Below are 25,471 nucleotides of genomic sequence, written 5' to 3'. Positions count from 1 at the left end.
CCTTAAACGCAATTAAATATATTTCTTAGTATTAGTTATTTTTATTTATTTAAACCCTCATTTTTTTATATTTTTTAAGTAAAAAATATAAAAAAAGTAAGTAACTACAAAAAAAGGTAATTACTTACTTTTAAAAACATCATTTATAACTTCATATATGTATCTAAAAGGTTTTACTTCTATATTTTTAAACTTAAAATTTTTATAATTTTCACCTTCTGGAACATAAACTTTTGAAAATCCTATTCTATCAACTTCTTTTAATCTCAATTCCATAGATGGAACACGTTTTATTTCTCCAGTTAAACCAACATCACCTATAAAAACATATCCATTATCTATAGATTTGTTTTTCAATGAAGAAACTATACTTATAATAACTGCCAAATTTACACATTGTTCTCTTAACCTTATACCACCTGTGGCTTTTATTACTACATTTTTATCAAATAATTTAATTTTTCCTCTTTCTTCAAGAATAGAAATTAAAGTATTTAATTGGTCTTTCTTTAAACAATCTGATATACGTGATGGATATGGAGCCATAGAATTGGAAACTAAACTTTCAATTTCAACTATTATACATCTATTTCCTTCCTTCATCACACTTAAACTACTTCCAAAAACTTCATCTTTCTCATCTCTTTTAGTCATAAAAAACTGTGAAGGATTATCTATAGATATCATTCCCTTTTCAGTCATGGAAAAAAATCCAACCTCTCCAGTACTTCCAAACCTATTTTTAGAACATACAAGAGAACGAAGTTCTTCTAAACTATCCCCTTCTATCATCAAAACACAATCAACCAAATGTTCTAAAGCTCTTACACCTGCAAGTTCATCTTCTTTTGTCATCTGTCCAACAATTATAACAGCTCTTGGACGATTTATATTCTTTGCAATTCTTAAAAGCTCATTAGCACATTCCATTGTTTGTATTGGTGAGCCTGGTCTCGAAGAATATTCTTCTAAAACAAATGTTTGAATACTATCAATTATTATAAAATCAGGATCAACTTCCTTAACAACTTCCAAAACATTATTCAAAGAAATATCTGAATATATCCATATATTTTCTTCTAAACATTCACCAATTATCCTATCAGCTCTCTTTTTAATCTGACTTTCACTTTCTTCTCCTGAAGCATATAAAACTTTAAATCCTTTCTTTGATATATCATGTGCAACTTGTAACAAAAGAGTAGATTTCCCTGCTCCTGGTCTAGCTGCAAGTATACTTATAGAATCCCTTACAATTCCTCCACCAACAACACGATTAAATTCATGTAAATCAGTTATTATTCTGTCACTATTTAAAACTTTTATATCAGAAAGTTTCTGTGCTTTCTTAGAAGTAGAAGTTACTCTATTATTAGAATTTGATTTTGAATTCGTCTTTTTCAAAATTTCAGACTCTAAAAACGAATTCCAAACACCACAATTTGGACAACGTCCAGTCCATTTCGGTTGTTCAAATTTACACTCAGAGCATATGTATACAATTTTACTTTTCAAATTTACCTCCAAAATAAAAACAAAGGTAAATCAATTATATCATTTTACTTACATTTCAACTACTTCTCTTCCATTTAAAATTTTATGTTTCATATAAAATGCTGTAGGAACAGATATATCCACATTCTTTGCTGCTTTTCTTATAGTGTTTTCATTTGTAACTTCTTTAACACACATTTGAATTTTTTCAAATGAAAGTTTTGCATTATGAAAAATTGTATTTGTTGTATCTGAAAAAGTTTTTCTACAATCTTTACATCTAAATCTTTCTTTAGTAACTCCATCTTTATATCTTGTATGTTTTTGATGTCTTGATATAAACGTACTATTGCAATAAGGACACTTTCTATTACTTTTATCATTTATTATTTTTAATAGAGAAATTATCTCTTTTCTACTCAAAACAATTTTATCATTTGACTTAAAAACATTTATTAACGCATCATAATCAATTCTATCTGTACTTTTCAAATAATTAATAACGTCTTCTTTTGTTTCTATATTCTGTTGAAATTTAATAACTTTTGCATTATTATCCATAACGAAACAACTCCCTGTAGTCATATTTATTTGTGATTATTTCAGCTTTAAAAATTTTTATACAAAAAAATATTCACTCTCTAAATTTTTTTAGAAAGTGAATACTTTTTTATCTTAATATTTCAAATACATTCCTAATATTTAAAAGTCCATATCCCCAATATTTATTTGGAAAATCATATCCTTTTGGAATTGTTGCAGCACTTATAAGTAACCATATGATAACAGCAGCATTTAATTTAATTCTATTTTTACGTACAATTCCCCATTCTAAAATAAGTGCAATTCCTCCTGCTGCAACAGCTGCTGAAACAGAACTACCACTAATCAAATATTCCGTTCCTCCTTTTCCTGTTGTTAATACATTAATTCCCCCTGCTGCAAGAATTGGAGAAACTCTTCCATCTAATGTGTACCCTTGACCTGACTCAGCAACTATAGAAGTAAAATTTTGATTAAAATATGCCATAGATACAGCTAATCTTGCTGTAGCTGGAGAAGTTATAGTATTATTTGAACTAGAGTTTAAAAATTTAGTTTCTGTTCTTAAAAATTCTCTTAAACTCAAATACGCATCATATTTTAATATCTGTTCATCTTCTGAAACTAAAATAATTTTCCATATTCCTGGCTTTAGATTATCAAAAAATATTTCAATATACTGCACCATTTCAATAGAATTTTTTTCAATTTTACACAGTATTCTCATATTTGTTTCTTCAAATAAAAATTTAAACTCATATAGTTTCCCAAAATCTAAATTAAATTTACCTGTTCTCTCACCTGATGGAGAAATAACTACTAAAGATGCTCTTGCAAAATTTTCAACATACACATCAATTCTTAATTTTCTCTGACCTTTATCAACAAAAAGTTCTATTAAACCTTCTTCATCAATTTTTTGAATAACTCCTGTAGTGTGAATTTGTTTATTAGCTTGGTTACCTGATGGAACTACAACAATAAATCCTAAATTTTCTGAATATTCTGTTATTTGATTTCCAAGAATTGTATTTCCACAATGATCCCCACCATTTGTTTGTAATGGAATTAAAACAACCATAGGTTTGTTATATTTAGATTTTACTTTCTTCAAATATTTAAGAGCTAAATAAATCGAAACTTCATCATATATTGGAGTTTCATTTATTTCAAAATCTAAATATTCTCTAAATTCTTTTGAAATCTCTTTCAGTTTTACAATAACCAAATCACTACTAGGTGCTCCTCCTTTAACCACTCCATATCCAGCTGCACTTGTAATACCTGCCATAGCAGTTCCATGTCCCACAATGTCTCGTGAAGGAACTATCGAATAAGGATCTCCTCCATTTTCTTTTAATTTTATAGCATCTGTTATTTGTTCTCTTGTATATACAGTTCCAAACAAATTATCACTATCATAATTATCTTTAATTGTTTGATCCCATATTTCTAAAATCCTACTTTCTCCTAACTCATTAATAAATTCCTTGTTCAAATAATCAATTCCAGTATCAATTATTCCAACTATTACATCTCTTCCAGTTAAATTTAAATATTCATTATTTTGAGTTTGATATATACCAGCATCTGTTATGGGAGAAATACTTTCACTACAAAGTGCATAATAATATGATTTTTGAATTGAAATATTTTCATTCAAAAAATAAATTTTCTCAAATTCATTTAGTTCACTTATTGGAATTGACACTATAGCAACAAATTCATTATCTGTTTCATTCTTAAGTGGATATATACAAACTCCATCTCCAATTTCACCAAGATTTTTATTAACTGTTCCTAAAAATTCTATCCTTGTTGGATCATTAAATACATCTAAAGGACATATTTGTGTTTTTAACTTATCAAAATTAAATAAATTTACTTCTTCTCTCAAGTCATATTTATTTCGTGATTCACTATTTATTAAATTTAAAATATTATTAATACTCTCACTTATATCATTAAAACTTCTTGAAGCACAAACAAATCCATATCCATAAGAATTATTTGGATACTTTATATCTCTAATTCTTGTTGCTCCTCTAATCAAAAAATATTTTATAACTTCACCATAAAGATTTTTTTTATTCTTTTTTACGATTCCCCATTCCATTAATAAAGCACAAATTCCAGCTACAACTGGAGCTGAAAAACTTGTTCCTGAAACCGTTGAAATTCTTCCTCCGGGATAAATCACTCTTACTTCTTCTCCCGGAGCCAAAACATCCGGCTTAATATTAAAATCATTTAAACTACCTCTTCCTGAGAATAAAGAAACAGTTTCAGTTCTGTAATTATAACTTCCAACAGAAATAACATTAAAAACTGTTGCAGGTGATCCAAGTGTATTATAATTATCAGGATCTAAAAATCTTGTTTTATTACCGATAGATTCCGTTATAGGAAGCCACATATTATACTCGCTTTCATATTCATTAGCTAATATTATTTGTATTGTCCAAATTCCTTGCTCTATATAGTTATCTTTATCCGCATTTATAATAATCTGAATATCTCCTTGGACATTATAGCTATTTGGTCCAGTAAATAGTATGATTACAGAATCTCCTCCCAGTTTTATAGTTTGAATTCCTTCAAATAATCTTATTACTTGACTACTTCCTGTTTTAGGAGAAATTATTTTTATATACAAGTCTGTCAAAATTCCTTTATATAAAGAAATTGGTATTGATTTATGTTCTCCGCTAATTTCTATGTTTATCTCTTCTCCTTCTGAAGTTATTCTTCCACTTTTATGATGAGCCGCTCCCCCCTCATTTCCAGCAGAAACAACAACAGAAATATTTGGATTCATAGCAAAACTACTAACATATTCTTCAAGAATACTCCTTCCTGTATGCGCTCCAAAATTTGTACTAAAACTCATATTAACAACAAGAGGAAAATTTTCTTCCTTCTGCTTCTTTAATAAAAAATCCAGTGCTTTTATAACCGTATGAAAAAGAGTTTCCGTTGAATCTATATTTGTAGTTGTGTTAACACTAATTATTTGACTTTTTGTAGCAACACCATATAAATTTTTTTCTATATTTCCACCTGCACAAGCAACAGAGGCAACTGCTGTTCCATGTCCTTTTAAATCATTTTCATCTATTAAACTAAATGGATCTTCTAATTTTAATGCGATATTTATTTCCTCACTATTATAAAGAATGTTTGTATTTGGATCATACATGTACTTAATTCTTGTTGTTCCATCTTCATTTCTAAATGCATTCAAAGTATAATCAATTCCTGTATCGATAAAAGCAATTACAACTCCTTCTCCTGTTAAATCTTTAGAATTACTCAATTCAAAAACGCATGAATTAAAATTTGAATTTATATCATCAAATTTTATTGGATAGGAAAAATCAAAATAAATATTATCTCCAATTTCATTTTTAATTTTGTTAATTAAATCAAGTTCATTAACAAATAAATATATTGCTCCAAAATCTCCATAAAAAGAATCATTTTCAATATTGTTTTGATCTAAAATTTCTAAAGTTTTTCTTTTGTTATTTGTTTTATACAATAATGGAATTTTTTCTGTAATTGAAAAATTGTTATAAACAATATTTTTGTAAAGTTTTCCTCTTTCATATATTGAGTCCTGATCTAAAATCAATTTTAAAATTTCATTCATGAATTTCTCACTTTAAATTATTTCTATCTAATAAACTATATTATTACAGTCTATAAGTTTCCAATTTATTAATTGAAGTTAAAATTAATAATTGATAAAATTGTTTTGTGTTTTAGGAGGTGATTAAAAATTTCACTAAAAATTTTAAAAGCGCCTGAGCTATATTAGCTGACGAGGACAGGGTTAATCGATTTTCGGCGGATTCCCTGCGGTAATGTCTACCGTAATTTATCTTACAAAACTTTAAAGTAATTTAAAGCACAAAAAGATAAAAGACAAATACATTTTAATTTTTAAAAAGTAAGGAGATTAATTTATGTGTGGAATTGTTGGTTATATAGGTAAAAAAAATGCAGTTCCAATTCTTATTGATGGGTTAAAAAAACTTGAATACCGTGGATATGACTCATCAGGAATTGCAATTTACTCAAACAATCATATTATCATTGAAAAATCTAAAGGAAGATTAACAAATCTTGAAGAAAAAATTGAAAATAAGAATTTCAATTCACATTTAGGAATTGGGCATACAAGATGGGCAACTCATGGAGAACCTTCAGATTTAAACGCTCACCCACATACAAACACAGAAGAAACAATCGCTGTAATTCACAATGGAATTATTGAAAATTATTTAGAGTTAAAAAACTTTTTAGAAAGCGAATGTAATATCAAACTAAAATCTGAAACCGATACTGAAGTTATCGCACATTTAATTGATTATTATTTTGAAGGAAATTTACTTGATGCAGTTTATAAAGCTGTTCACAGAATGGAGGGAGCTTATGCAATTGGTGTAATATGCAAAAATGAACCTGATAAATTAATTGCTGTTAGAAAAGATAGCCCTTTAATAATTGGTATTGGTGAAAATGAAAATTTTATTGCCTCAGATATTCCTGCTATTTTAAAACATACAAAAAATATTTTACTTGTTGAAAACAATGAATTCGTTGAAATTACAAAAGATACAATTCAAATTTATGATAACTTGAAAAGAACCGTTGATAGAAAACCATTTGAAGTAACTTGGGATATTGAATCTGCTGAAAAAGAAGGATATGAACACTTTACATTAAAAGAGATTCATGAACAACCAAGAGCAGTTTTAAACACATTAAACCACAATTTGAAAAATGGAAAAATAAATTTTGAAAATTTAAAAATTACGAAAGAAGAACTTCAAGCATTTGATAAAATTTATATTATTGGTTGTGGTACTGCATATAATGCTGGACTTATTGGTAAATACGCTCTTAAAAAATTTGCTGGAATAAATGCAATTTGCGACATTGCGTCAGAATTTAGATACAATGACCCTTTAATTGATGAAAAAACTTTAGTTATATGTATTTCTCAATCTGGGGAAACTTTAGATACTCTTCAAAGTCTTAGACTTGCAAAAGAGAAAGGTGCAAAAATTTTAAGTATTGTAAATATTGTAGGTTCTTCATTAACTCGTGAATCTGATTATATATTTTACACTTTAGGTGGTCCCGAAATTGGAGTTGCTTCCACCAAAATATTTACGTGTCAATTACTAGGATTTTACTTAATATCTTTACACTTTGCAAAACTTTTGAACAAAATGAATGACGATGAAATAAGCACTTATATTAACGAACTTACAACAATACCAAATAAAATCGAAAGCATTTTAAACAACCAAGATCAAATTAAAAAAATCTCATCAATGCAATTTAATAACGAATCAATATTTTATATGGGAAGAAATATTGATATGGAAATTGCATATGAATCAAGCCTTAAACTTAAAGAAATTTCATACATTAATTCATTTGCCATTGGTGCTGGAGAATTGAAACACGGAACAATAGCTTTAGTTAAGGAGAACACTTTTGTAATTTCCTTTGCAACTCAAGAAAATTTATTTGATAAAATGGTCTCAAACATAAAAGAAATTAAAGCTCGTGGTGCTCACGTTTTAACAGTTGTAAAAGAATCTTCCAAAAATATTGAAAATCTATGTGATGAAATTTTAAAAATTCCAAATACATTCGATATATTCACACCATTATTAAGCATAATTCCAATGCAACTTTTAGCTTACTACATTTCTGTTATGCGTGGAAACGATGTGGACAAACCTAGAAATCTTGCAAAATCTGTAACTGTTGAATAAAAAAAGCTACACAATGTGTAGCTTTTTATCTCTATTATTAAATTCAATAATATTTTTTAAAACAGCATCATTAAATCTATTTTTAAATTCATCACTATCCATCATCTCTAAAATAATTTTTTTCACAATTTCATAGGAATTACTCATAAAACCTTCATAAATTTCAAATTTTTCTACCCAATATTTTAATCCTTCAATATCGGCAGCTCTATTAAAAATAACATCATATAATTTTGAAATTAAAATTTTATTATCAATATTAAAATCTGATTTATAAACTAGATTTAAAAATTTTTCTAATTTAACCCTATCAACGACAAATAAAAGTTTTAAACAATCTAATTCATCCTCTTTAATTTCCAAACCATATTTCTTCTCATAGAAAATTTTTAAAAAATCATCAATAGAATATCCAAAATTATCTAAAACATTAAATTTTCTATCTACTTTATTGCTCTTTAATAACTTTTGTTCTTTAGTTCTAGTAGTCTTAATCCACTGAACAAATATTATTTTTTCAAGTCCTCTATTTGTATAAACAATTTTAAAATTTCTATAAACTGTATTAGGAGCAAGACCTTCTATTATAATTTTCCCATTTTTATATTTAGCTGTAGCATTTTCTATATCAACAAAAATTTTACTATTACTATTTAGCACATCACTAAAGCCTTCATTTAAAAATAATACCGCACCAGTTTCATTCATTTTAGTTCTATTTAACTCGTTATAGTCCATAACATATAAATTTTTAATTTCATTATCAATTTTATAATCAAATTTTGAATTTTCATAAACTTCTGAATAACGAGTACTTAAAGGAACTTCTAATTCATCAATATTTAAAAGCTCAATTCTATTTTTAAAATCTTCTGATTGAATCATTTCTTCAATAATCAACGTCCATACTTCATCATCTTTCATAAAATATTTTTGTTTATATTCATTAAATTTATTTAACCAGTTAATTAATTCGTCTCTACTTATATGATCTAAAAATATTGCAGAATAAGCTTTCTCTATAAATTTTTCAGGAGTATCTGTATTGTACAAAATTTTTGGATGCTGTAAAACTCTAAAAATAAATTCTTCTGGTGTTACCTCTTTCATCAAAATTTTATGCTCCCACATATAAAAATCAATAGGAAGTATTGATTTCTTAATTGTATATTGTAAAGTTTGGGTAACAAATTGTTTTATTAAATCCTGTGATTTTGCAGTTTTAAAATTCTTGATTTCCAAAACATATTTTTCATTATTAAATGATTCAGCTTCAATATACAAAGAATTGTATAAAAAATCTGGGATAAGTCCAGAAACAATTAATTCTCCATTTTCATAATTCACATCATAACCAAACGTATTTTTTAAACTCTTAGCATTTTCCAAAAAATCTTTATTAAAATTTTCAGAAGTAATAGTTATAGAAGAATCTGTAATTTTTGATAAACTTACTTCTTTTGTTGTAAATAAATAATCAACATATTCATTTTCTTTATTCTTTAAATACTCTATATTAATCTCTTGTGGGATCTGAGCATTAACAGAAAAGCCGTTACATATGTAAAAACTACACAGCATAAATAAAAAAACAATGTAAAAATAAATATTTTTTCTTGCATCCATCAGTATTCAACTCCTTTTTCGTACTCATTTTAAATATCGTAATAATTTTAGAATAAATTTATATAAATACAAACACTTTTTGAAATAAAAAAGTTTACCAAAATAGGTAAACTTAATTAGTTATAACCTTCAAATTTTTAACAAGGTTTTTAAACTCATCTTCATTAATCATTCTATCCGCAACTATTTTAACAGCAAATTCCTCAGAATATCCATTTTTAAGCAAAGATTCATACATACTCACCCAAAATTCTAAACCTTCTTTATCCGATGTTCTATTTACAATTACCTTATAAAGTCCTTCTATTTTGCTTTTAGTTGTAGGTCTGATTCTAATAAACTCATTTTCATTTAAAAGGTTTTTTACAAATTTATCAACACTTATTTCTTTAGAAGAAAGCTTGTCTACCCAGTACCAAAACCCTACTTCATCTGGATTTCTATTGAGAGCATTAAAATAAACATCTTTTATAAATTCATTTAAATCAGTTGTCTCTTCAAGAGTTGTAAACTTTGGTATACTTACAACAACTTTCCTTCCATTTTGAATTTCAAAATAAATCTTCAAACTACTATAATCTTTTCCTGGTATAAGACCCTCTACTAAAAATTTTCCATCAACAAATTTAACACTAACACCTTCTAAATTTGTTTTGAAATTTTTCCCATTCTTTGCATAATTTTGTATATTTTCAGTTAAATAAACTTTTACACTTGTATCTTCAATATTAGATTTTTGCATACCATCTTGTGAAATAGTGAAATTTAAAACTGAAGAACTAGAATTATTATTTTCACCAATAATCAAAGAATTCTTTAAAGTTTTAAATTTACCTTTATCTATTATTGATGGATTTGTTCCATCTAAATAACTTACGATTTCATAAGTATAATCCAAATCTTCTTTTAAACCTGTAATATTTAAAATTAAATCCCCTGAAGTTGTTTGTCTAGGAATCTGAACTTTTTTAAATTCAACTCCTCCAAGCCTTAAAATTAAATATAATGGATAATATTTATCTTCAAGCTTATTTTCAGAAATTCTTATTTGAACACTAGTTGCTTTCTCAGATTCTACTGAAGATTTAAAATTAAGAGTTGAAACATTAAGTGGCGAAGACAAAAAGGCATTTTTATTTTCCCCTTCACCTTCAAATTTGACAAGATATAAATCATAATTCGTTCCTTCTTTTAAATTTTCAATTACAGATTGTACATTTCCAGCGTGATCAATATTAACATTTTTAGATTCAATAATTTTACCTGATTTATCTACTGCAACAACACTTAAATTTTCTTTAGAAATATTTGAATCAACAATTCCATCGAAAAAAATTGAAGTTGAACTTGTGTTTACACTCTCTTTTATAATCTGTGGGGATTTATTTTGATTTGAATTAATCGAAGAATTTATAAAATTGACTTTCTGCAAAACTTGCTTATCTGTCTTTTCATTTGCAAATAAAGTTAAATTTTGAATTGTAATATTTTTTAAAAGTAAATTATCTATAGTATTGTTCATTATTATTTCACTACTATTTCCTGAAATAGTCATTCCTTGAAAAATAGTTTGTGATGGTTCTCCTGAACTCATAACTTTTCTAAAATCTATCATCGTTTTATTTTTATCATTATTTTTTATTATTGTTAATTTTCCTGCTCCATTTATTTTTGTACCTTGTATAACAACCAAAGAAGAATCTAAAACATCTGGTGAACCAACAATTATTTTTACATCTCTAGATAAATTTGTTAAATCAATATTTTTAACTATTGTTATATTTCCTTCAACAACAATTTCCTTAACAGTTTCATTCTTCAAAGCATCTATTAATTCTTGTTCATTTGTTACTATAACTTTATCTATTAAATTTTCAAAATTTTCTGCACTTGAAACTTTATCAACTACATTTTCAATAGCACAAACAGGAATTGTCATTAAGCCTAATGAAAAAACTGAAATAGTAGAAACAAATACTTTTGATAATTTTTTATACATAAAATTTCTCCTTAGTATATAACAACTAATCTTATTAAAAATATTTTAATATATTTGTAACTATTTTGCAACTATTTTTTAAAAGAAAAAGGCTTACCTAAAAGGTAAACCTTAAATTTATTAAAGACCTAAATCTCTAACTCTATTTTTGAACTCTTGCTCATTAACCATTTCGTCAACTATAACTCTAAGAGCCATTGACTCAGAATATCCTCTTGCTACTAAGTCATCATATTTCTTAGTCCAGAAGCTTAAACCTTGAGAGTCTGATTTTCTGTTAACTATAACTTGGTACAATCCTTCAATCTTTGCTGTAGTTGTTTTATGCTTGTTAATAAACTCTGGCTCATTTAACAAGTTCTTAACAAAATCAGCTGGGCTTGTCTTCTTATTCTTTAATTGATCTTCCCAGTAAGCAAATCCTCTTTCGTCTGCTACTCTGTCTAATGAATATCTATAAACATCTACGATAAATTGTCTAAGTTTAGTCTCACTTACTTTTGTTTTAAATGAAGGAACTTTAACTGTTCTTGTACGTCCGTCTTTATCTGTGTAAGTTATAGTTAAATCTCTATAATCTTTCTCAGGAACTAATCCAGTAAACTCAACTTTACCATTGCTGTATGTTACAGTTACACCTTCAATATTAGTTTTATAATCTCTACCATCTCTTAAGCTATTAGCTAAAGTTGTATTTCCAACTGGTATAGATACACTAACGTCTTTTATATCAGCTCTGTTAATGTCATTAGTTGTTAAATCTCCTGATGTAACTGAACCACCTGTACTTCCTCCACCTGTAATTGTTGAAGAAGTTGTTGTAAATGTTCCTGTATTAATAACCTTGTTTGCATTATCTCTTATTTCATAAGTATAATTCGTACCGGAAGCAAGTCCAGTTGCATTAACAGATGTTGAAGTTGTACTATGTCTTATATCTCTCTGTACAAATACAGATGTACTACCATTAAACACCTCAAGAGTTAATGGATAACTAGTTGTAGCAAGATCTCCATGATTCAAAGTTATAGTAGCAGAATTATTACCTGTACTTGTAACTGTTGATGAAAAAGTACCTTTTGTTTCTAAATTATTAACTGTTTGAACTCTAGTATATTTATTTTTAACCTCATCAACAATATTAAATGTAACTTCAGCACTATATTTTGCATTCTGTGCTAATCCAGTAACATCTAAAGAAAACTTTGCTTCATTAAATCTATTACTTGTTCCATTCATAACATCAAGAGCAGTAACATCTTTAAAAACCTCTTTATTTGAAGCATCTTTAACTATTACTGTAGCTGTACTTCCTACTTGAACATTAACACTAGTTCCATCATCTTTTATACTACCAGAAAAATTAATAACTGTAGGACCTGGAACAGCATTAAAAGTAACTGGTAACGTTTGACGACTTAACAATTTTCCTTCACCTAATGTATTATTTTCTAATGTAAATCCAGTAAGAGCTCCATTTTGCAATACTAAAGAACCCTTTCCAACTAAATGGTTGCTATCCAATGTAACCTTATCATTTTGTCCATTACGTATAATCGCAGATTGAGTTTCATCATTTCCATTATTGAAAATTACATTTTTTATAACAACTCCCGATTGAACACCATTAGCAATTCTCAATAATTCTCCAGTTTTACCAGTTCCTCTAGCTATTGTTATTAAAGATTGACTAGGATTAGATTGACCATTTCCATCTATAGTAACTGCTTGTGTAAAAGTATTAGTAGGTATTTCTAAAACTCCGTTACCACTAACTTCAATTGTTAATTGAGTAGTTCTACTATTTATTGCTGTAATTATATCTTTATCCAACGCTATAGGAGCAGTAACATTTATAGTAGATACTTTAGAATCCTTTACATGAGTTAACATTTCTTGAGGAGTTGTAGCATTTTGAACTGTTCTAGCTTCAGCGCTAACAACACTAGCATTAGAGCTTGCAAATGCAGCTTGTCCTACACCACTCATACCTCCTGAAAGCATTACAGCAGCCATAATACCAACTATTAATTTTGACAATTTCTTTCTTAACATCGTTTGTATCTCCTTAATTTTAAAATATTTAAACTTTTACTTAGCTTGTCCGTCCGATGCTTGTAGTCACTTGTTGTTTATAATTCTAATTTATTTGTTATAATTTTGCAATACTTTTTTATATTTTTTTTAAATTTTATTTGAAAATAATCCCCAAATGGTTACAATTTGTAATCTTTATTGCTTTTTTAAAACATTTTTTCGAATTATTTTTCATCAAATTTTAAATACTTTTTATAAGTTTGTTTAGTAAAATTGTTTTTCAAATTACCATAAATAGTAAGTTTAGAACAAAAAAATAAGAGAACTATTTTCGTAGTTCTCTTTAAATCTTTTTTATTTAATTACATTAATCGGATTACCTTTAACGAAATTTTCTAAATTTTTCATTAATATCTCAAACAATCTCTTTCTAGTTTCAAACGGACACCATCCATAGTGTGGTGTTATAATACAATTCTCTACATTAAGAAGTGGATTGTCTTTTTTCATAGGTTCAACAGATACAACATCTAAAAGTGCATATCCAACTTTCTTACTATTTAAAGCATCTCTTAAATCAATTTCATTTATAAGCTGTCCTCTTCCAGTATTTACAATAATTACTCCATCTTTCATTTTTGAAATTGAATCTTTATTTATAATTTCTTTTGTTTCATCATTAAGAGGGCAATGCAAAGTAATAATATCACTATTTTTAAATAATTCTTCCTTAGATACAAATTTTACATTTTCTGTATCTTCTCTTTTTGTTCTTGTATGTACCAAAACTTTCATATCAAAAGCTTGTGCAATCTTAGAAACTTTCTTCCCTATGTTTCCATATCCTAAGATCCCAATTGTTTTATTAGCAATCTCACAAACATCTTTGTTATAAAAACAAAAATCTTTTGAATTTATCCATTCACCTTTTTGAACTTTATTATTATGTTCAGAAACTTTCCTAAAAGCTTCAAATATTAAAGCGAACACAAGTTCAGACACAGCATTAGTTGAATAATCTGGAACATTTGTAACCACAATATTTTTTTGATTACAAAACTCAACATCTATGTGATTAAATCCTGTTGCCATAGAACCTATATATTCAAGATTATTACATTTTTCTATGATATCTCTAGTTATTAAAGATTTACAAGCTAAAATATAACTAGCATCTTTTATTCTATCAAAAACCTCATCTTTATTTGTTCTATCATATATTTTAATTTCATCAACAAATTTTGAAAAATCATCCCAGGAAAAATCCCCAGAATTTACAGAGAAAGCATCTAAAACAACTAACTTTTTCATATTTAAAACACCTCCAGTAAAAATAATTGTACAAATAAAATACTAACAAGTAACATATTTTTTTTCAAATTTTTGTTTCAATCTATATTAAATATAATTTTTTTAAATATTGTTTATTTTTTTTAAATGTTTTATAATTTAATTTAACAAAATAATATTTTTTTGTTAAATTAGGATGAATATCCATGAATACTTATAAAAATAAAAATTTTCATGTTCATAAATTTATAGTACTTTCTACTTTAGTTTCATCTTTTTGTGTTTTTTTAAACGCTCAAAATTCTAATGCTTTAATGAAATTTTTACGAGGAATATAAAGTGGATTTAAAATAAACTTTACTGGAAATTCGAAATCATATAATCTAACTTCAATGCATTCAAGTAAAAAAACAAAATTTACTCCATTAAATCCTACCTCTAATCTTCCTTAAAAAACAACTCTTAAAATCAATCCTAAAATTCAAAATGATAACAAAAATGTAAAAACTAAAGTTTCATCAAATTCTGTTATAAAAATTCAATCAAAAATTATAACTACGCAATCAAAAATTGATTTTGATAAAGGCTATAAAGTTACAAAATCAACTTGCTAAAATTAAAAATAATTAAATAGTAATAACTTTAAAAATAAATTTAGGAGATATTTTTATGTCAGATAAACTCAAATTGATATCTACCTCCGCAGCTATCGTGATATTAACTTCTACATTGACTATAATAGATACAAATAAAACTTCAGCAAATCCATTTTCTAATTTATGGAGAAAATTCAAAACTGCCGGTAATAGTTTAACTATTTCAAATCCATTTAAACCATCTAATTCAGGTTCAAATGAACTAAATAAGCCTAATTCAAAAGCAAAATTATCAAACAATTCAAAACCTTCAAGCAGTTTATATTCAAGATTGAAAAGTTTCTTCACCAAAGGTAGTGATAAATCTTACAACATTACTACTGAAGATAATACAAAAGCTAATACTATAACTCACACCTTAAAAGGTGATGATAATAAACCTGCTTCCAAATCAAAACAAAAAAGAGTGCGTTTAGCTGCTGCATACGATAACGATGATACCGAAAGTTTAACATCTAATATAATCTCTTCTGATGATTCTAATAATACTAGTGGTAGTAATAAACAAATAAAAACTAAAAACAAACCAAAAACATCTAATCCAAGTGTGAGTTTTGACAAACTTTCCATTTCTTCAGAAGATTCCTCATCAAGCTCAGAAACAAAAATTAACTCAAATAAGAATCCTATAAATTCTGATTTAATTTCAGATCTTCTATCTGAGATTGAAGTTAAAAATATACTTATTGATGAAGAACTAAACAATAAATCTATTCTAGAAAAAGACATTAATAGATCAAATGATGTAAATATTAAACAATCACTATACTTACATTTAGGAGTTTCAATTGAGAAAATATCAAATTTAGAAAATGAAATTAAAAATATTCAACAATTAATTCAAAGCCTTCAAAATTAAATTAAAATCTATACAAATTTCAATTTTAAATTAACAAGAGATAATATTCAAAAATACAAGGAGTAATTTAATTATGTTAAAGAATTCAAAAACCAGATTAAAACTTTTATCTTCTATTACAACAATATCATTAATATCCATTTCAATAATTGGTACAGATAAAACCAAAGTTTCAGCTAGCTGTTTTTCCGGATTATGGATAAGAATTAGAAATATTGCTAATAGTTTAACTCTTTCTAATCCTTTCACAAGTAGATCAGTTAACTTAAACAAACCTGCATCAAGTGGAAAGTCTTCTTCTCCAACTGCTCCTCAAACAACTGAATGGCAAAATTTTAAACAAAAATTTGGAGGTGGTTCTGACGTAATAATAACTTCTACAAACCAAAATGATTCAACAACTTCAAATAGTAAACAAAGCAAAAGTGGCTTACTCTCAAAAATTCAAAATTTTTTTACTACTAGCAGTGGTTCTAAATCTTCTAAAATTAGCACCTCTGGAAATATAAATCCCGTATTCGAATCTGATAAAGATACAACAACTACAACAAATCAAACAAGTAGAGAAAATACTAAAGACTATTCTACAGAAGAAGGAAGAAAAAATCTTTTAATGAGTTTATATGGAGAAAATTCAGAAATATTTGTTACAGGAAATTTTGAAGATTTAAAAAATAATCAGACTCATTACAGCAGACTAAATAATGGAAATAATCCTAAAACTCCGCCACCTGTTCCACCTAAAAAACATAAATTAACAGTTACTGTAGACATTCATAATAATTAAAATAGTTCTTCTCCTATTAGTTCAATAAGTCATTAAAATACTAAACCTTAAAAGCCAACTCAACTTCCTAGAACAATTTTCTTCACTAAAACTACAAATTAAGTTGGCTTTGTAAATATATTTTTAAATTTTTTTAAATAAATTTTAACTTTTTGTATTGTTTATTCATTGAAAATATTTTATAATATAATAAACTATCATGAAGCTTGCTTAAATCATTATTCAAAGTTTATTATGAGATTTAGGGAGTTTAACAATATGAATATTTTTAAAAACAAAAGATTACAATCTGGTGCGATTGTTTACCCATTAGTTTCAGGCTTAATCGTTATAGGTACTTGTACTTCAGGAGGGCAAGAAGCTAAATCAGTAATGAAATTATTACGTACAGGCGTATCGAGAATTGGTTCAATTCTTTCTCAAAAGCCATCATCTTCTCCTATTCTTACAAGTCTTAGAACAAATAATTCAAGTTTTGAATCTTCTTCAGATAATTCAATTACTACTTTAAGTCGTTCAAATTCCGGAAATAAAATTTATATATCTACTTCTAGTTCAACTTCATCAAATACAAAAAAAACAAAAAAAATAGAAACAAAAATTGAAGTATTGCAATCAAGAGTAAATTTTGATGATGGGTATAAGAGAATTCTAGAAGATAAACTTACTAATATGAGAGACAAAGGCAGTGCTTTAGGACAATTATTATATATCGATATACAAGAGGCAGGTAGAAGAAAAGCTGAAAATAATCATAAAATTTTAAAACTGCAAAAACAGCTCGACTCTATGAAATAAAAACAGATTAAAGAATTACTATAAATTTTTAACATTAAATTATAAAATTTATAATTAACAAAACGATAAAAATATTAAAGTAACTAAAGGAGGTTTAAAAATTTTTATGCAAAAAAAGATAAAATTATTATCTAGTGCAACTGTGGCAACTCTTGTTATGGCTGCAGCACTTTGCACAAGTACACAAACTGCTGAAGCTAATCCTCTTACAAATTGTTGGCGTGGTCTTACAGCTAAAATTGGAGGATTGGAACTTTCAAATCCGTTTAAATCAAAATCTAGCTCTACAACAAAAGTTAATACTTCTTCTGGTAGTAGACTATTAAGTAGAGTGAGGGGTATGTTCGGTGGCAATAGTTCATCAAAAAATAATCCTTCTAACGGTTCTGGTCAAGAAACAACTTATGCACAAGTTATAAAATCCAAAAATCCTGGAAATTCACAAACAGAGCAGCAAAAAAGGCTGCAAGAAAGCTTGTATGAAAATTTTGGAGGTAATAGTTCTGGACATTATGCTGACTTGAAAGATTTAGGAGAAGGTTCAGGTGTTATTTTAGGAGGAAATAATAAAGTTACTTATACAAAAGTTAAAACTACTTCAACACAAACTAGTAGTGGATCAAAGTTAACTATACAAGCTCAAGTACACCATGAAGGAGAAGGTAATTCTAGTGGTAATAAACCTGTTCGTAAAAAAGTACATTTCGGTGATAATGTTACAACAAGTAATTATAACCCTAGTTTTGAATCAAATGAAACAGATCAAGGACATACCGGTGTTAAAGCTTTAATAAATAAATTTAATCAGACTCAATTTTAAAAAAAGATAAGACATTTTTGTCTTATCTTTTTTATTTTTTTAAATTTTAATAAACTTTATACGATAAATACAGTATTAATTTATTCAAAAAATTTAATAAATAAATCTATGGATAGGCGAGGTTTTAAAAATTATGAAAAAAAATAAGTTAAAACCATTTTTAACAGGGAGTGTTTTTATTCTACCAGCACTTTTATTTTTAAATGGTTCTGTACAAGAAACAAAAGCTATGATGAAAAATGCCGTAGGAAAAGTTTTAAGTAATATAAAAACAACACCAATTAAAATTCCAAATATTACAAGTGGTGGTGTAAAAATATCTTCAGGTGCATTGAACGCTATCAAAAAACAAGGTACAACAACAACTACTGGTAATAAATCTTCTACACTACCTAATACACGTACTTCACCTAATTTTACTTCAAACTTAGTCAATAAATCAAACTCACTTTCAGTAACAACAAAAAGACCTGCTCCACAACCTCCAAAATCTTCTTCAAGTTTAGTAGATAAAATAAACAATTCAGAAATCACTGCAGACCTTGGTTTAAAACCAAGAAGACCCGCTCCACAACCTCCAACATCTTCTAATAAATTAAATAGTACCAGCGTAAATTCAGAAAAACCAGACCCAGGTTATGGTACTGTTCCAAAACCAATTTTTACACCTAAAGATCCTAACAAACCTACTGCGGAACCTGAACAATATCAAAATGTTGTTATATTAAATACTGATGCTGGTACTCTTACGATATTTAAAGACCATTAATTTAAAAATTTTAGAAAGGAGGTATACCAATGAAACTTCTTAAAAAAACAAAATTAGTAGTAACCGCTCTAGTATTAGGACTCCCTATAATACCAATTTTATCTGAATGTCAAGACGCAAACGCAGCAATGAAAGTAGGTAATACAGCAGTAAAAATCGGAAATACAATAAAAACAGGATTACTTAAACCACCTATCGCTCCAAAACCTACAAACATTCCAAAAGCTACAAACGTTCCAAAAATTGTAAATAGTTTAAATACTAAAACAAATTCTTCAACTGTAAATACTCCAAAAGGAAATGTATTACAAAAAGTTAGTGCGTTTAATAATAATTCACCTCATAACGGAAAAGCAATGGGACCAATAAGCCAAAGAGTGGCAGAACTAAATTTGACTGCAAAAGTTCAAAATAATAGTCCTAAAATAAATTCAAAAAATGGTGCTGTAAATTCTGCAATAAGCAGTTTAAATAAAACAGACTCTTCTTATCAAAAACAATCTACTTCAAAAAAATTAAATTTAGATTCTGGATTTAAAAATAAATTAAATATAATTTTAGGTAATGGAAATCCAATGCAAAGTGGAAATAAAAAACAAAATGCCAATAATAAACCTAGTAAATTAAATGCAAATAATGAAGCAAGTCAAAAACTTGAATCAATTTTTGGTAATGGAAATTCATCATCAAATAAACAAAATTTATCTCTTAATTCATCTTCATCATCTAGCCAAGCTTTTGAAAATGCTGATCCAAATATACCAAAAGCACCACCACTACCAGGCTCTTCAAATACATTAACTCAAACACAAAATAATAACACAGGTACACCTAATATTCCAGATGCTCCTCCACTTCCTCAAGGTGCAATACCACCAGCGCCGCCATTACCTGATAAAAAACCAGTTACAACAACCACCTCAAATGGAGGAAGTTTACAAAATCAATTAACATCTAAACTAGATTCAGGCTTAAACAAAACTAACAATAATACAAGTTCTAAAAAACCATTAAATACAGGTGGAAATTCTATTCAAGATCAGCTAATTAAAGAACTAAATGAAAAATTTAACAAAAAATAAAAAGAGATGCTTAGTTTTTATAAGCATCTCTTTTTATTTCTAAATATTTTTTATCAATTTCAAATTATTCTCGTTTCCTATGGAGGTAATATGGGTTGAATTATTTAAACATTCTTCTATTTTTTGTACATAAATTTTTTCTTCTCTTAAACCTTGTATTTTTACCTTATCATCTATAACAACAAACGGCACTCCCGTAAGATTTACATCTATTGCGTATGAAGCATCATTTGAGTATTCAACATAGCATTTTTTAATTTCATCATCACTAAAATTCAATGGCATTCCTAAAATTTGAAAAACTTGCTGTATATTCTCAATATTACTTATATCATCTAAATCTTCAAACATTAATTTATAAATGATGTTTATATATTCCGATTCTTTATTATATTTCTTAGCTAATTTAGACAAAATCAATGCCGTTTTTGTATTGTACTTCACTTTAACATCATTAATTTTTATGCCATAATTACTCCCTATATTACTAAGCATTTTAAGTATTAAACTATAATTAGGTAAAACATTAAAAAGTTCAGAAGTCCTTATACCATCTTTAGATATTCCCACATGTAATTCTTTTGTATAATATTCAATTTTCAATGGATACTCTTTGGCTAGTTTGTCAAACATAACTTTACAAACATAACTAAATGGACAAATAAAGTCGTAAAACAACTTGACATTTAACAAATTATTACACTCCCCAAAACTAAATCTTTATTCTTAACTTTAGTATTGTTTAATTTTAAGTTTTATACTCTAATTAAAAATTACCAATCAAAGAAAATAGATTTAATAACTGCAAAAATTTCTCTAATTATATTTTTTTGCCTGTTACTTGCATTAACTTCACTTCCAATTAAATAAATGTTTCTAAAACCCACTCGTCTAGCCAAAATTTTTGATCTAAATAAATGGTACTTACTTGTTATTATTAAAATTTCATCAACATCTTTTAAAATTTGTTTTGTATTTTTTAAATTTTCAAATGTATTTGTAGATAAATCTTCAACAAAAATTCTATGTTTATCAATTCCATGATTAATCAAATATTTTTTCATAACGTATCCTTCAGAAATAGGTTCATCAATTCCAGTTCCACCACTAACTATTACCTTAGAATTTTCAAATTTGTGTAAATAAATTATAGCAGAAATAAGACGATTCTCTAAAACTTTGCACGGTGTATCTTCATCCAGAATTCTTGCACCCAAAACAAGAACATATTCACAAAATTTTTCACAATTGCTTTTTTCATATTTTAAAACTAAGTACAAAATCAAAAAGAACATTACCAAACACAAAATAATTAAGCCCAACAAAAATATCATCATTTCACCTTCTGCATTTAAGCTTATTTTTGAAAAATTAAGAATAATTTCCAATAAAATTTTGAAAACTATATACATGAATTAATCTTTTTGAAAATTTTTAAGGAGAATATTATGTCATTTATACATCTTTATTTAGATAAAGACAACGATTCTAACGATGAATTAATAAATCTTTTGAAGAATTACAACATTGATTTTCTACAACACAATATAAAAAATAACGAAACTTACATAAGCGCATATGAACTTGAATCTCTTCCAGCAATAAAATTTAAAGATTCTATAATACATGATATAAACAAAGAATCTATAAAAACAATTGTTGATAAATTTAATAATTTTATCAATACCCTTCCTTCAATTAAATCTAACGATACATTTGAAGAAAAACCTAACATAGAAGAAGATTCAGAAAAATCAGAGGAAGAAATTATTGATAATGAAAATAAAACTACCCCAAATCAAATCCTTGTGGACACAATAAAAATTAGCGACAAAGAAAAACTATCTTCCTACATCAAAGATTTTGCAGAAAAACATAAAAATTAAAAATATTCATCAGAATATAATACTATTATATTTTATTATGTTTACATATTTTAAAATAATAAACAAAAACACCCTAAATGGGTGTTTTGTAAACTCAACTATCTTAAAACTCAATCTCTATTCTATTTTAAATTTAAAAAATCAGCTCTATTGACTCAAACCTTTACTTTCCATTTCTTGAAGTTTTTTCTGATATCCTTCTTCTATATTTCTAGCTAATGTCTTTGCAAATTTAGGGTCTACATTTAACGGACCTATACCATCTTCTAAGTTTTTACTAATAGTACTCGTATTAATTTTTAAATCTCCTGATTCATCAGTTTCAGTGTATATATTTATACTTCCTGTTTGATTTGACACTTTTATTTTTTTATCTTCCTCTGATATTTTTTGCCAAACTTGAGCGGCAGCTTTAACAAAACCTTTTTCCCCTTGAAAATCTGTTAATTTTTCATCAGTTTTAACATTTCTTTGAAAATCTATCTGATTTCTTGTACCTCCATAACTACCTCTTCCTACTAAAATATACTTACTTACATCTTCATTACCATCCTCATCTTCATACATACCCGTTCCAATAGGAGGAGATTTCCTCAAATTAGCTATAGCTAATTGTAACTCCGTTTGAGTAACAGCACCAGAAGATTCTCCACCACTCTTTTCTGATTGTGTAACTGGTTTTAATTTTTTCTTCGCTTCATCAAAATCTTTGCTTGATGAACTACTAGATTTTTCTTCAGTCTTTGTTTGTTCAACTTTTTTCAACAAACTCTTTACTTGATCAAAATCTATTCCTCCAGAACTTCCAGATGATTTATCAGTAGTAGTTGTTGTTGAACCTTTCTTTAAAGATGATTGTTTTTGTTCAACTACTGTTTCTGATGAACTTCCTTGTTGCGTTTGTTTACCTAGTAATGATGCAAATGATTTATTTCCTGCTACAGCTTCACTACTTGCTTGTTCAATTTTTACAACTGATCTTACAAGTTTAGCTGTAGAAACACCAGGTACCATTCTTGTTGTTTCATGACCATCTCCACTTCCTATCTGTGTTAATGAGCTTTGTTGTTTTAATCCCTCCGAACTCTCCCCTTCTTCAACTATCGTTGATAAACCTGGTTTTGGTGAAACTTCTACTTCATCTTCGCTTACATCCACTAAAACTGCTTTATATATCTTACCGTCGTCATCTTTCAATTCTACTTCTCCTCTACTACTTACTAGTGATGGCGATGTTTTCTTTCCTGCCGTATTATCTCCATCAGTTCCTTGTGTTCCTGCTCCACTTCCCGAAACTGGTCTTAAATTTTTCTTTGCTTCATTTAAATCTATTCCTTCTGAACCTTGAGTCTCTTTTCCCGTTGTTGTTCCCGAAACTGGTCTTAAATTTTTCTTTGCTTCATTTAAATCTATTCCTTCTGAACCTTGAGTCTCTTTTCCCGTTGTTGTTCCTGAAACTGGTCTTAAATTTTTCCTTGTTTCATTTAAATCTATTCCTTCTGAACCTTGAGTCTCTTTTCCCGTTGTTGTTCCTGAAACTGGTTTTAACGATTTTTTTACTTCATCAAAATCTACCTTGCCTGACCCATCCCATTGCTTTTGTTGTTTTACCAATGTTGAAGATGTTTTACTTCCGCCTTTATTAACTTCACTACTTCCTTGTGCTCCTGCCCCACTTCCTTTTTGTGCTCCTCCTGTTTGTGTCGATGAACTTTTTTTACCTTGTTCTCCTATCGCTTTCGAACTCTCTCCTTCTTCAACTATTGTTGATAAACCTGGTTTTTTCGAAGTTCCTCCTCCACTAGTTCCTTTTGTGTTTACCAAAACTACTTGATGTGTATTTCCTTGCTCATCTTTTACTTCTATTTGTGCACTAGATGATGTTGTTTGTCCACTTACTGGTGATGATGGTGTTCTCTTTCCTCCTGAACCATCTCCACTGCCTCCTTGCGAGCCTGACCCACTTGCTGATTGTTGTGACGATGAGCCTTGTCCTTGTTGTCCTGATGATGAAGCACCTTTATTCCCACTTGGTGATGAACCACTACTTCCTTGGGCTCCTGCTCCGCTTCCTGTTTGCGATGATGAACTTTGTTGTTCTAATGAAGCACCTCTACTTCCACTTGGTGATGAACCACTGCTTCCTTGTACTCCTCCCCCACTAGTTCCTTTTGTGTTCACCAAAACTGCTTGATGTGTCTTTCCTTCCTCATCTTTTACTTCTATTTGTTGTGCACTAGATGATGTTGCTTGTCCACTTACTGGTGATGATGGTGTTTTCTTTCCTCCTGAACCATCTCCACTGCCTCCTTGAGCGCCCGATCCACTTGCTGATTGTTGTGATAATGAGCCTTGTCCTTGTTGTCCTGATGATAAAGCACCTTTATTCCCACTTGGTGATGAACCACTACTTCCTTGGGCTCCTGCTCCGCTTCCTGTTTGCGATGATGAACTTTGTTGTTTTAATCCCTCCGAACTCTCCCCTTCTTCAACTATCGTTGATAAACCTGGTCTTTTTGAAACTCCTTCACTAGTTCCTTTTACATCTACCAAAACTGCTCTATGTGTATTACCATCCTCATCTTTCAATTCTATTTGTCCACTTGCTGAAACTGGTTTTAACTGTTTCTTTACTTCATTTAAATCTATTCCTTTATGAGCTCCACTCTCTTTTACTGTTGTTGTTCCCGAAACTGGTTTTAAATTTTTCCTTGCTTTATTTAAATCTATTCCTTTTGAAGTTCCACTCTCTTTTACTGTCGTTATTCCCGAAACTGATTTTAAATTCTTTCTCGCTTCAGCAAAATTTACCTTACCTAACCAATTACTTTCTCCATCTCCTGAAGAACTTTGAGTTCCACTACTACCTTGTGCTCCACTTCCTGTTTGTNNGAACCTCCTTCACTTCCTTCAGCTGTAAACTTTGGTATATTACCAAAATTGTATACTACACTTCTAACTTTAATACTTTCTCCATCTCCTGAAGAAGTTTGAGTTCCACTACTACCCTGTGCTCCACTTCCTGTTTGT

At 28.0% G+C, this 25,471-nt stretch carries 18 protein-coding genes; 9 read left to right on the top strand and 9 right to left on the bottom strand.

Going from position 1 to position 25,471, the window contains the following annotated elements:
* Positions 1-120: 120 nt before the first annotated feature.
* From radA to A6P36_RS01730, 3 genes are all read right to left on the bottom strand, one after another.
* The gene (radA, locus tag A6P36_RS01740) at positions 121-1,515 is read right to left on the bottom strand and encodes a DNA repair protein RadA (RefSeq protein WP_066760485.1); all 1,395 of its coding nucleotides are present in this window, start codon (positions 1,513-1,515) and stop codon (positions 121-123) included.
* Between the two features lie 48 nt (positions 1,516-1,563).
* Positions 1,564-2,055 carry a transposase gene (locus tag A6P36_RS01735; RefSeq protein ID WP_066760484.1) on the bottom strand — a complete coding sequence of 164 codons (492 nt, stop codon included), beginning with the start codon at positions 2,053-2,055 and terminating at the stop codon, positions 1,564-1,566.
* Between the two features lie 109 nt (positions 2,056-2,164).
* The gene (locus A6P36_RS01730) at positions 2,165-5,689 is read right to left on the bottom strand and encodes a S8 family peptidase (protein ID WP_066760483.1); all 3,525 of its coding nucleotides are present in this window, start codon (positions 5,687-5,689) and stop codon (positions 2,165-2,167) included.
* A 316-nt stretch (positions 5,690-6,005) separates the two neighbouring features.
* Here A6P36_RS01730 and glmS point away from each other — a divergent pair, with 316 nt between their 5' ends.
* Positions 6,006-7,832 (top strand): glutamine--fructose-6-phosphate transaminase (isomerizing), encoded by a 1,827-nt coding sequence (gene glmS / locus A6P36_RS01725; RefSeq protein WP_066760482.1) that lies wholly within the window; start codon positions 6,006-6,008, stop codon positions 7,830-7,832.
* Between the two features lie 6 nt (positions 7,833-7,838).
* On the opposite strand, the gene A6P36_RS01720 is transcribed toward glmS, so the two are convergent.
* The 4 genes from A6P36_RS01720 to A6P36_RS01705 form a co-directional block, all read right to left on the bottom strand.
* Entirely contained in the window at positions 7,839-9,458 is a 1,620-nt protein-coding gene (locus tag A6P36_RS01720) for a DUF4214 domain-containing protein (RefSeq protein WP_066760481.1), read from the bottom strand.
* A gap of 112 nt (positions 9,459-9,570) precedes the next feature.
* Positions 9,571-11,457: a DUF4214 domain-containing protein gene (locus A6P36_RS01715; protein ID WP_082917544.1), complete on the bottom strand. Its 1,887-nt coding sequence runs from the start codon at positions 11,455-11,457 to the stop codon at positions 9,571-9,573.
* Between the two features lie 120 nt (positions 11,458-11,577).
* Positions 11,578-13,512 (bottom strand): DUF4214 domain-containing protein, encoded by a 1,935-nt coding sequence (locus A6P36_RS01710; RefSeq protein WP_066760480.1) that lies wholly within the window; start codon positions 13,510-13,512, stop codon positions 11,578-11,580.
* 336 nt (positions 13,513-13,848) lie between these two features.
* Positions 13,849-14,805 (bottom strand): D-2-hydroxyacid dehydrogenase, encoded by a 957-nt coding sequence (locus A6P36_RS01705; protein WP_066760479.1) that lies wholly within the window; start codon positions 14,803-14,805, stop codon positions 13,849-13,851.
* Between the two features lie 185 nt (positions 14,806-14,990).
* On the opposite strand from A6P36_RS01705, the gene A6P36_RS08445 reads away from it, so the two are divergent.
* The 7 genes from A6P36_RS08445 to A6P36_RS01675 all read left to right on the top strand — a co-directional run bounded on the left by A6P36_RS08445 (position 14,991) and on the right by A6P36_RS01675 (position 20,555).
* Entirely contained in the window at positions 14,991-15,122 is a 132-nt protein-coding gene (locus tag A6P36_RS08445; protein WP_255363889.1) for a hypothetical protein, read from the top strand.
* 331 nt (positions 15,123-15,453) lie between these two features.
* The gene (locus tag A6P36_RS01700; protein WP_066760478.1) at positions 15,454-16,299 is read left to right on the top strand and encodes a hypothetical protein; all 846 of its coding nucleotides are present in this window, start codon (positions 15,454-15,456) and stop codon (positions 16,297-16,299) included.
* Between the two features lie 73 nt (positions 16,300-16,372).
* Positions 16,373-17,086, top strand: coding sequence for a hypothetical protein (locus A6P36_RS01695; protein ID WP_066760477.1), 714 nt, complete (start codon positions 16,373-16,375; stop codon positions 17,084-17,086).
* Positions 17,087-17,320: 234 nt separating this feature from the next.
* Positions 17,321-17,884, top strand: coding sequence for a hypothetical protein (locus A6P36_RS01690; protein WP_156507952.1), 564 nt, complete (start codon positions 17,321-17,323; stop codon positions 17,882-17,884).
* A 106-nt stretch (positions 17,885-17,990) separates the two neighbouring features.
* On the top strand, positions 17,991-18,704 hold the full coding sequence (locus A6P36_RS01685) for a hypothetical protein (protein WP_066760475.1): 714 nt from the start codon (positions 17,991-17,993) through the stop codon (positions 18,702-18,704).
* Between the two features lie 133 nt (positions 18,705-18,837).
* Positions 18,838-19,473, top strand: coding sequence for a hypothetical protein (locus tag A6P36_RS01680; RefSeq protein ID WP_066760474.1), 636 nt, complete (start codon positions 18,838-18,840; stop codon positions 19,471-19,473).
* 29 nt (positions 19,474-19,502) lie between these two features.
* Entirely contained in the window at positions 19,503-20,555 is a 1,053-nt protein-coding gene (locus A6P36_RS01675; protein ID WP_066760473.1) for a hypothetical protein, read from the top strand.
* A 39-nt stretch (positions 20,556-20,594) separates the two neighbouring features.
* On the opposite strand, the gene A6P36_RS01670 is transcribed toward A6P36_RS01675, so the two are convergent.
* The gene (locus A6P36_RS01670) at positions 20,595-21,248 is read right to left on the bottom strand and encodes a DsbA family oxidoreductase (RefSeq protein ID WP_082917542.1); all 654 of its coding nucleotides are present in this window, start codon (positions 21,246-21,248) and stop codon (positions 20,595-20,597) included.
* An 80-nt stretch (positions 21,249-21,328) separates the two neighbouring features.
* Positions 21,329-21,967 carry a YdcF family protein gene (locus tag A6P36_RS01665; RefSeq protein WP_242861617.1) on the bottom strand — a complete coding sequence of 213 codons (639 nt, stop codon included), beginning with the start codon at positions 21,965-21,967 and terminating at the stop codon, positions 21,329-21,331.
* A 36-nt stretch (positions 21,968-22,003) separates the two neighbouring features.
* On the opposite strand from A6P36_RS01665, the gene A6P36_RS01660 reads away from it, so the two are divergent.
* On the top strand, positions 22,004-22,441 hold the full coding sequence (locus A6P36_RS01660) for a hypothetical protein (RefSeq protein WP_082917540.1): 438 nt from the start codon (positions 22,004-22,006) through the stop codon (positions 22,439-22,441).
* Positions 22,442-25,471 lie beyond the last annotated feature (3,030 nt).

This window comes from Candidatus Arthromitus sp. SFB-turkey, from assembly GCF_001655775.1.
Taxonomy (GTDB): Bacteria; Bacillota; Clostridia; order Clostridiales; family Clostridiaceae; genus Dwaynesavagella; species Dwaynesavagella gallinarum.
Note: the sequence above shows the minus strand (reverse complement) of the source record. Positions and strands in the feature narration are given on the sequence as shown.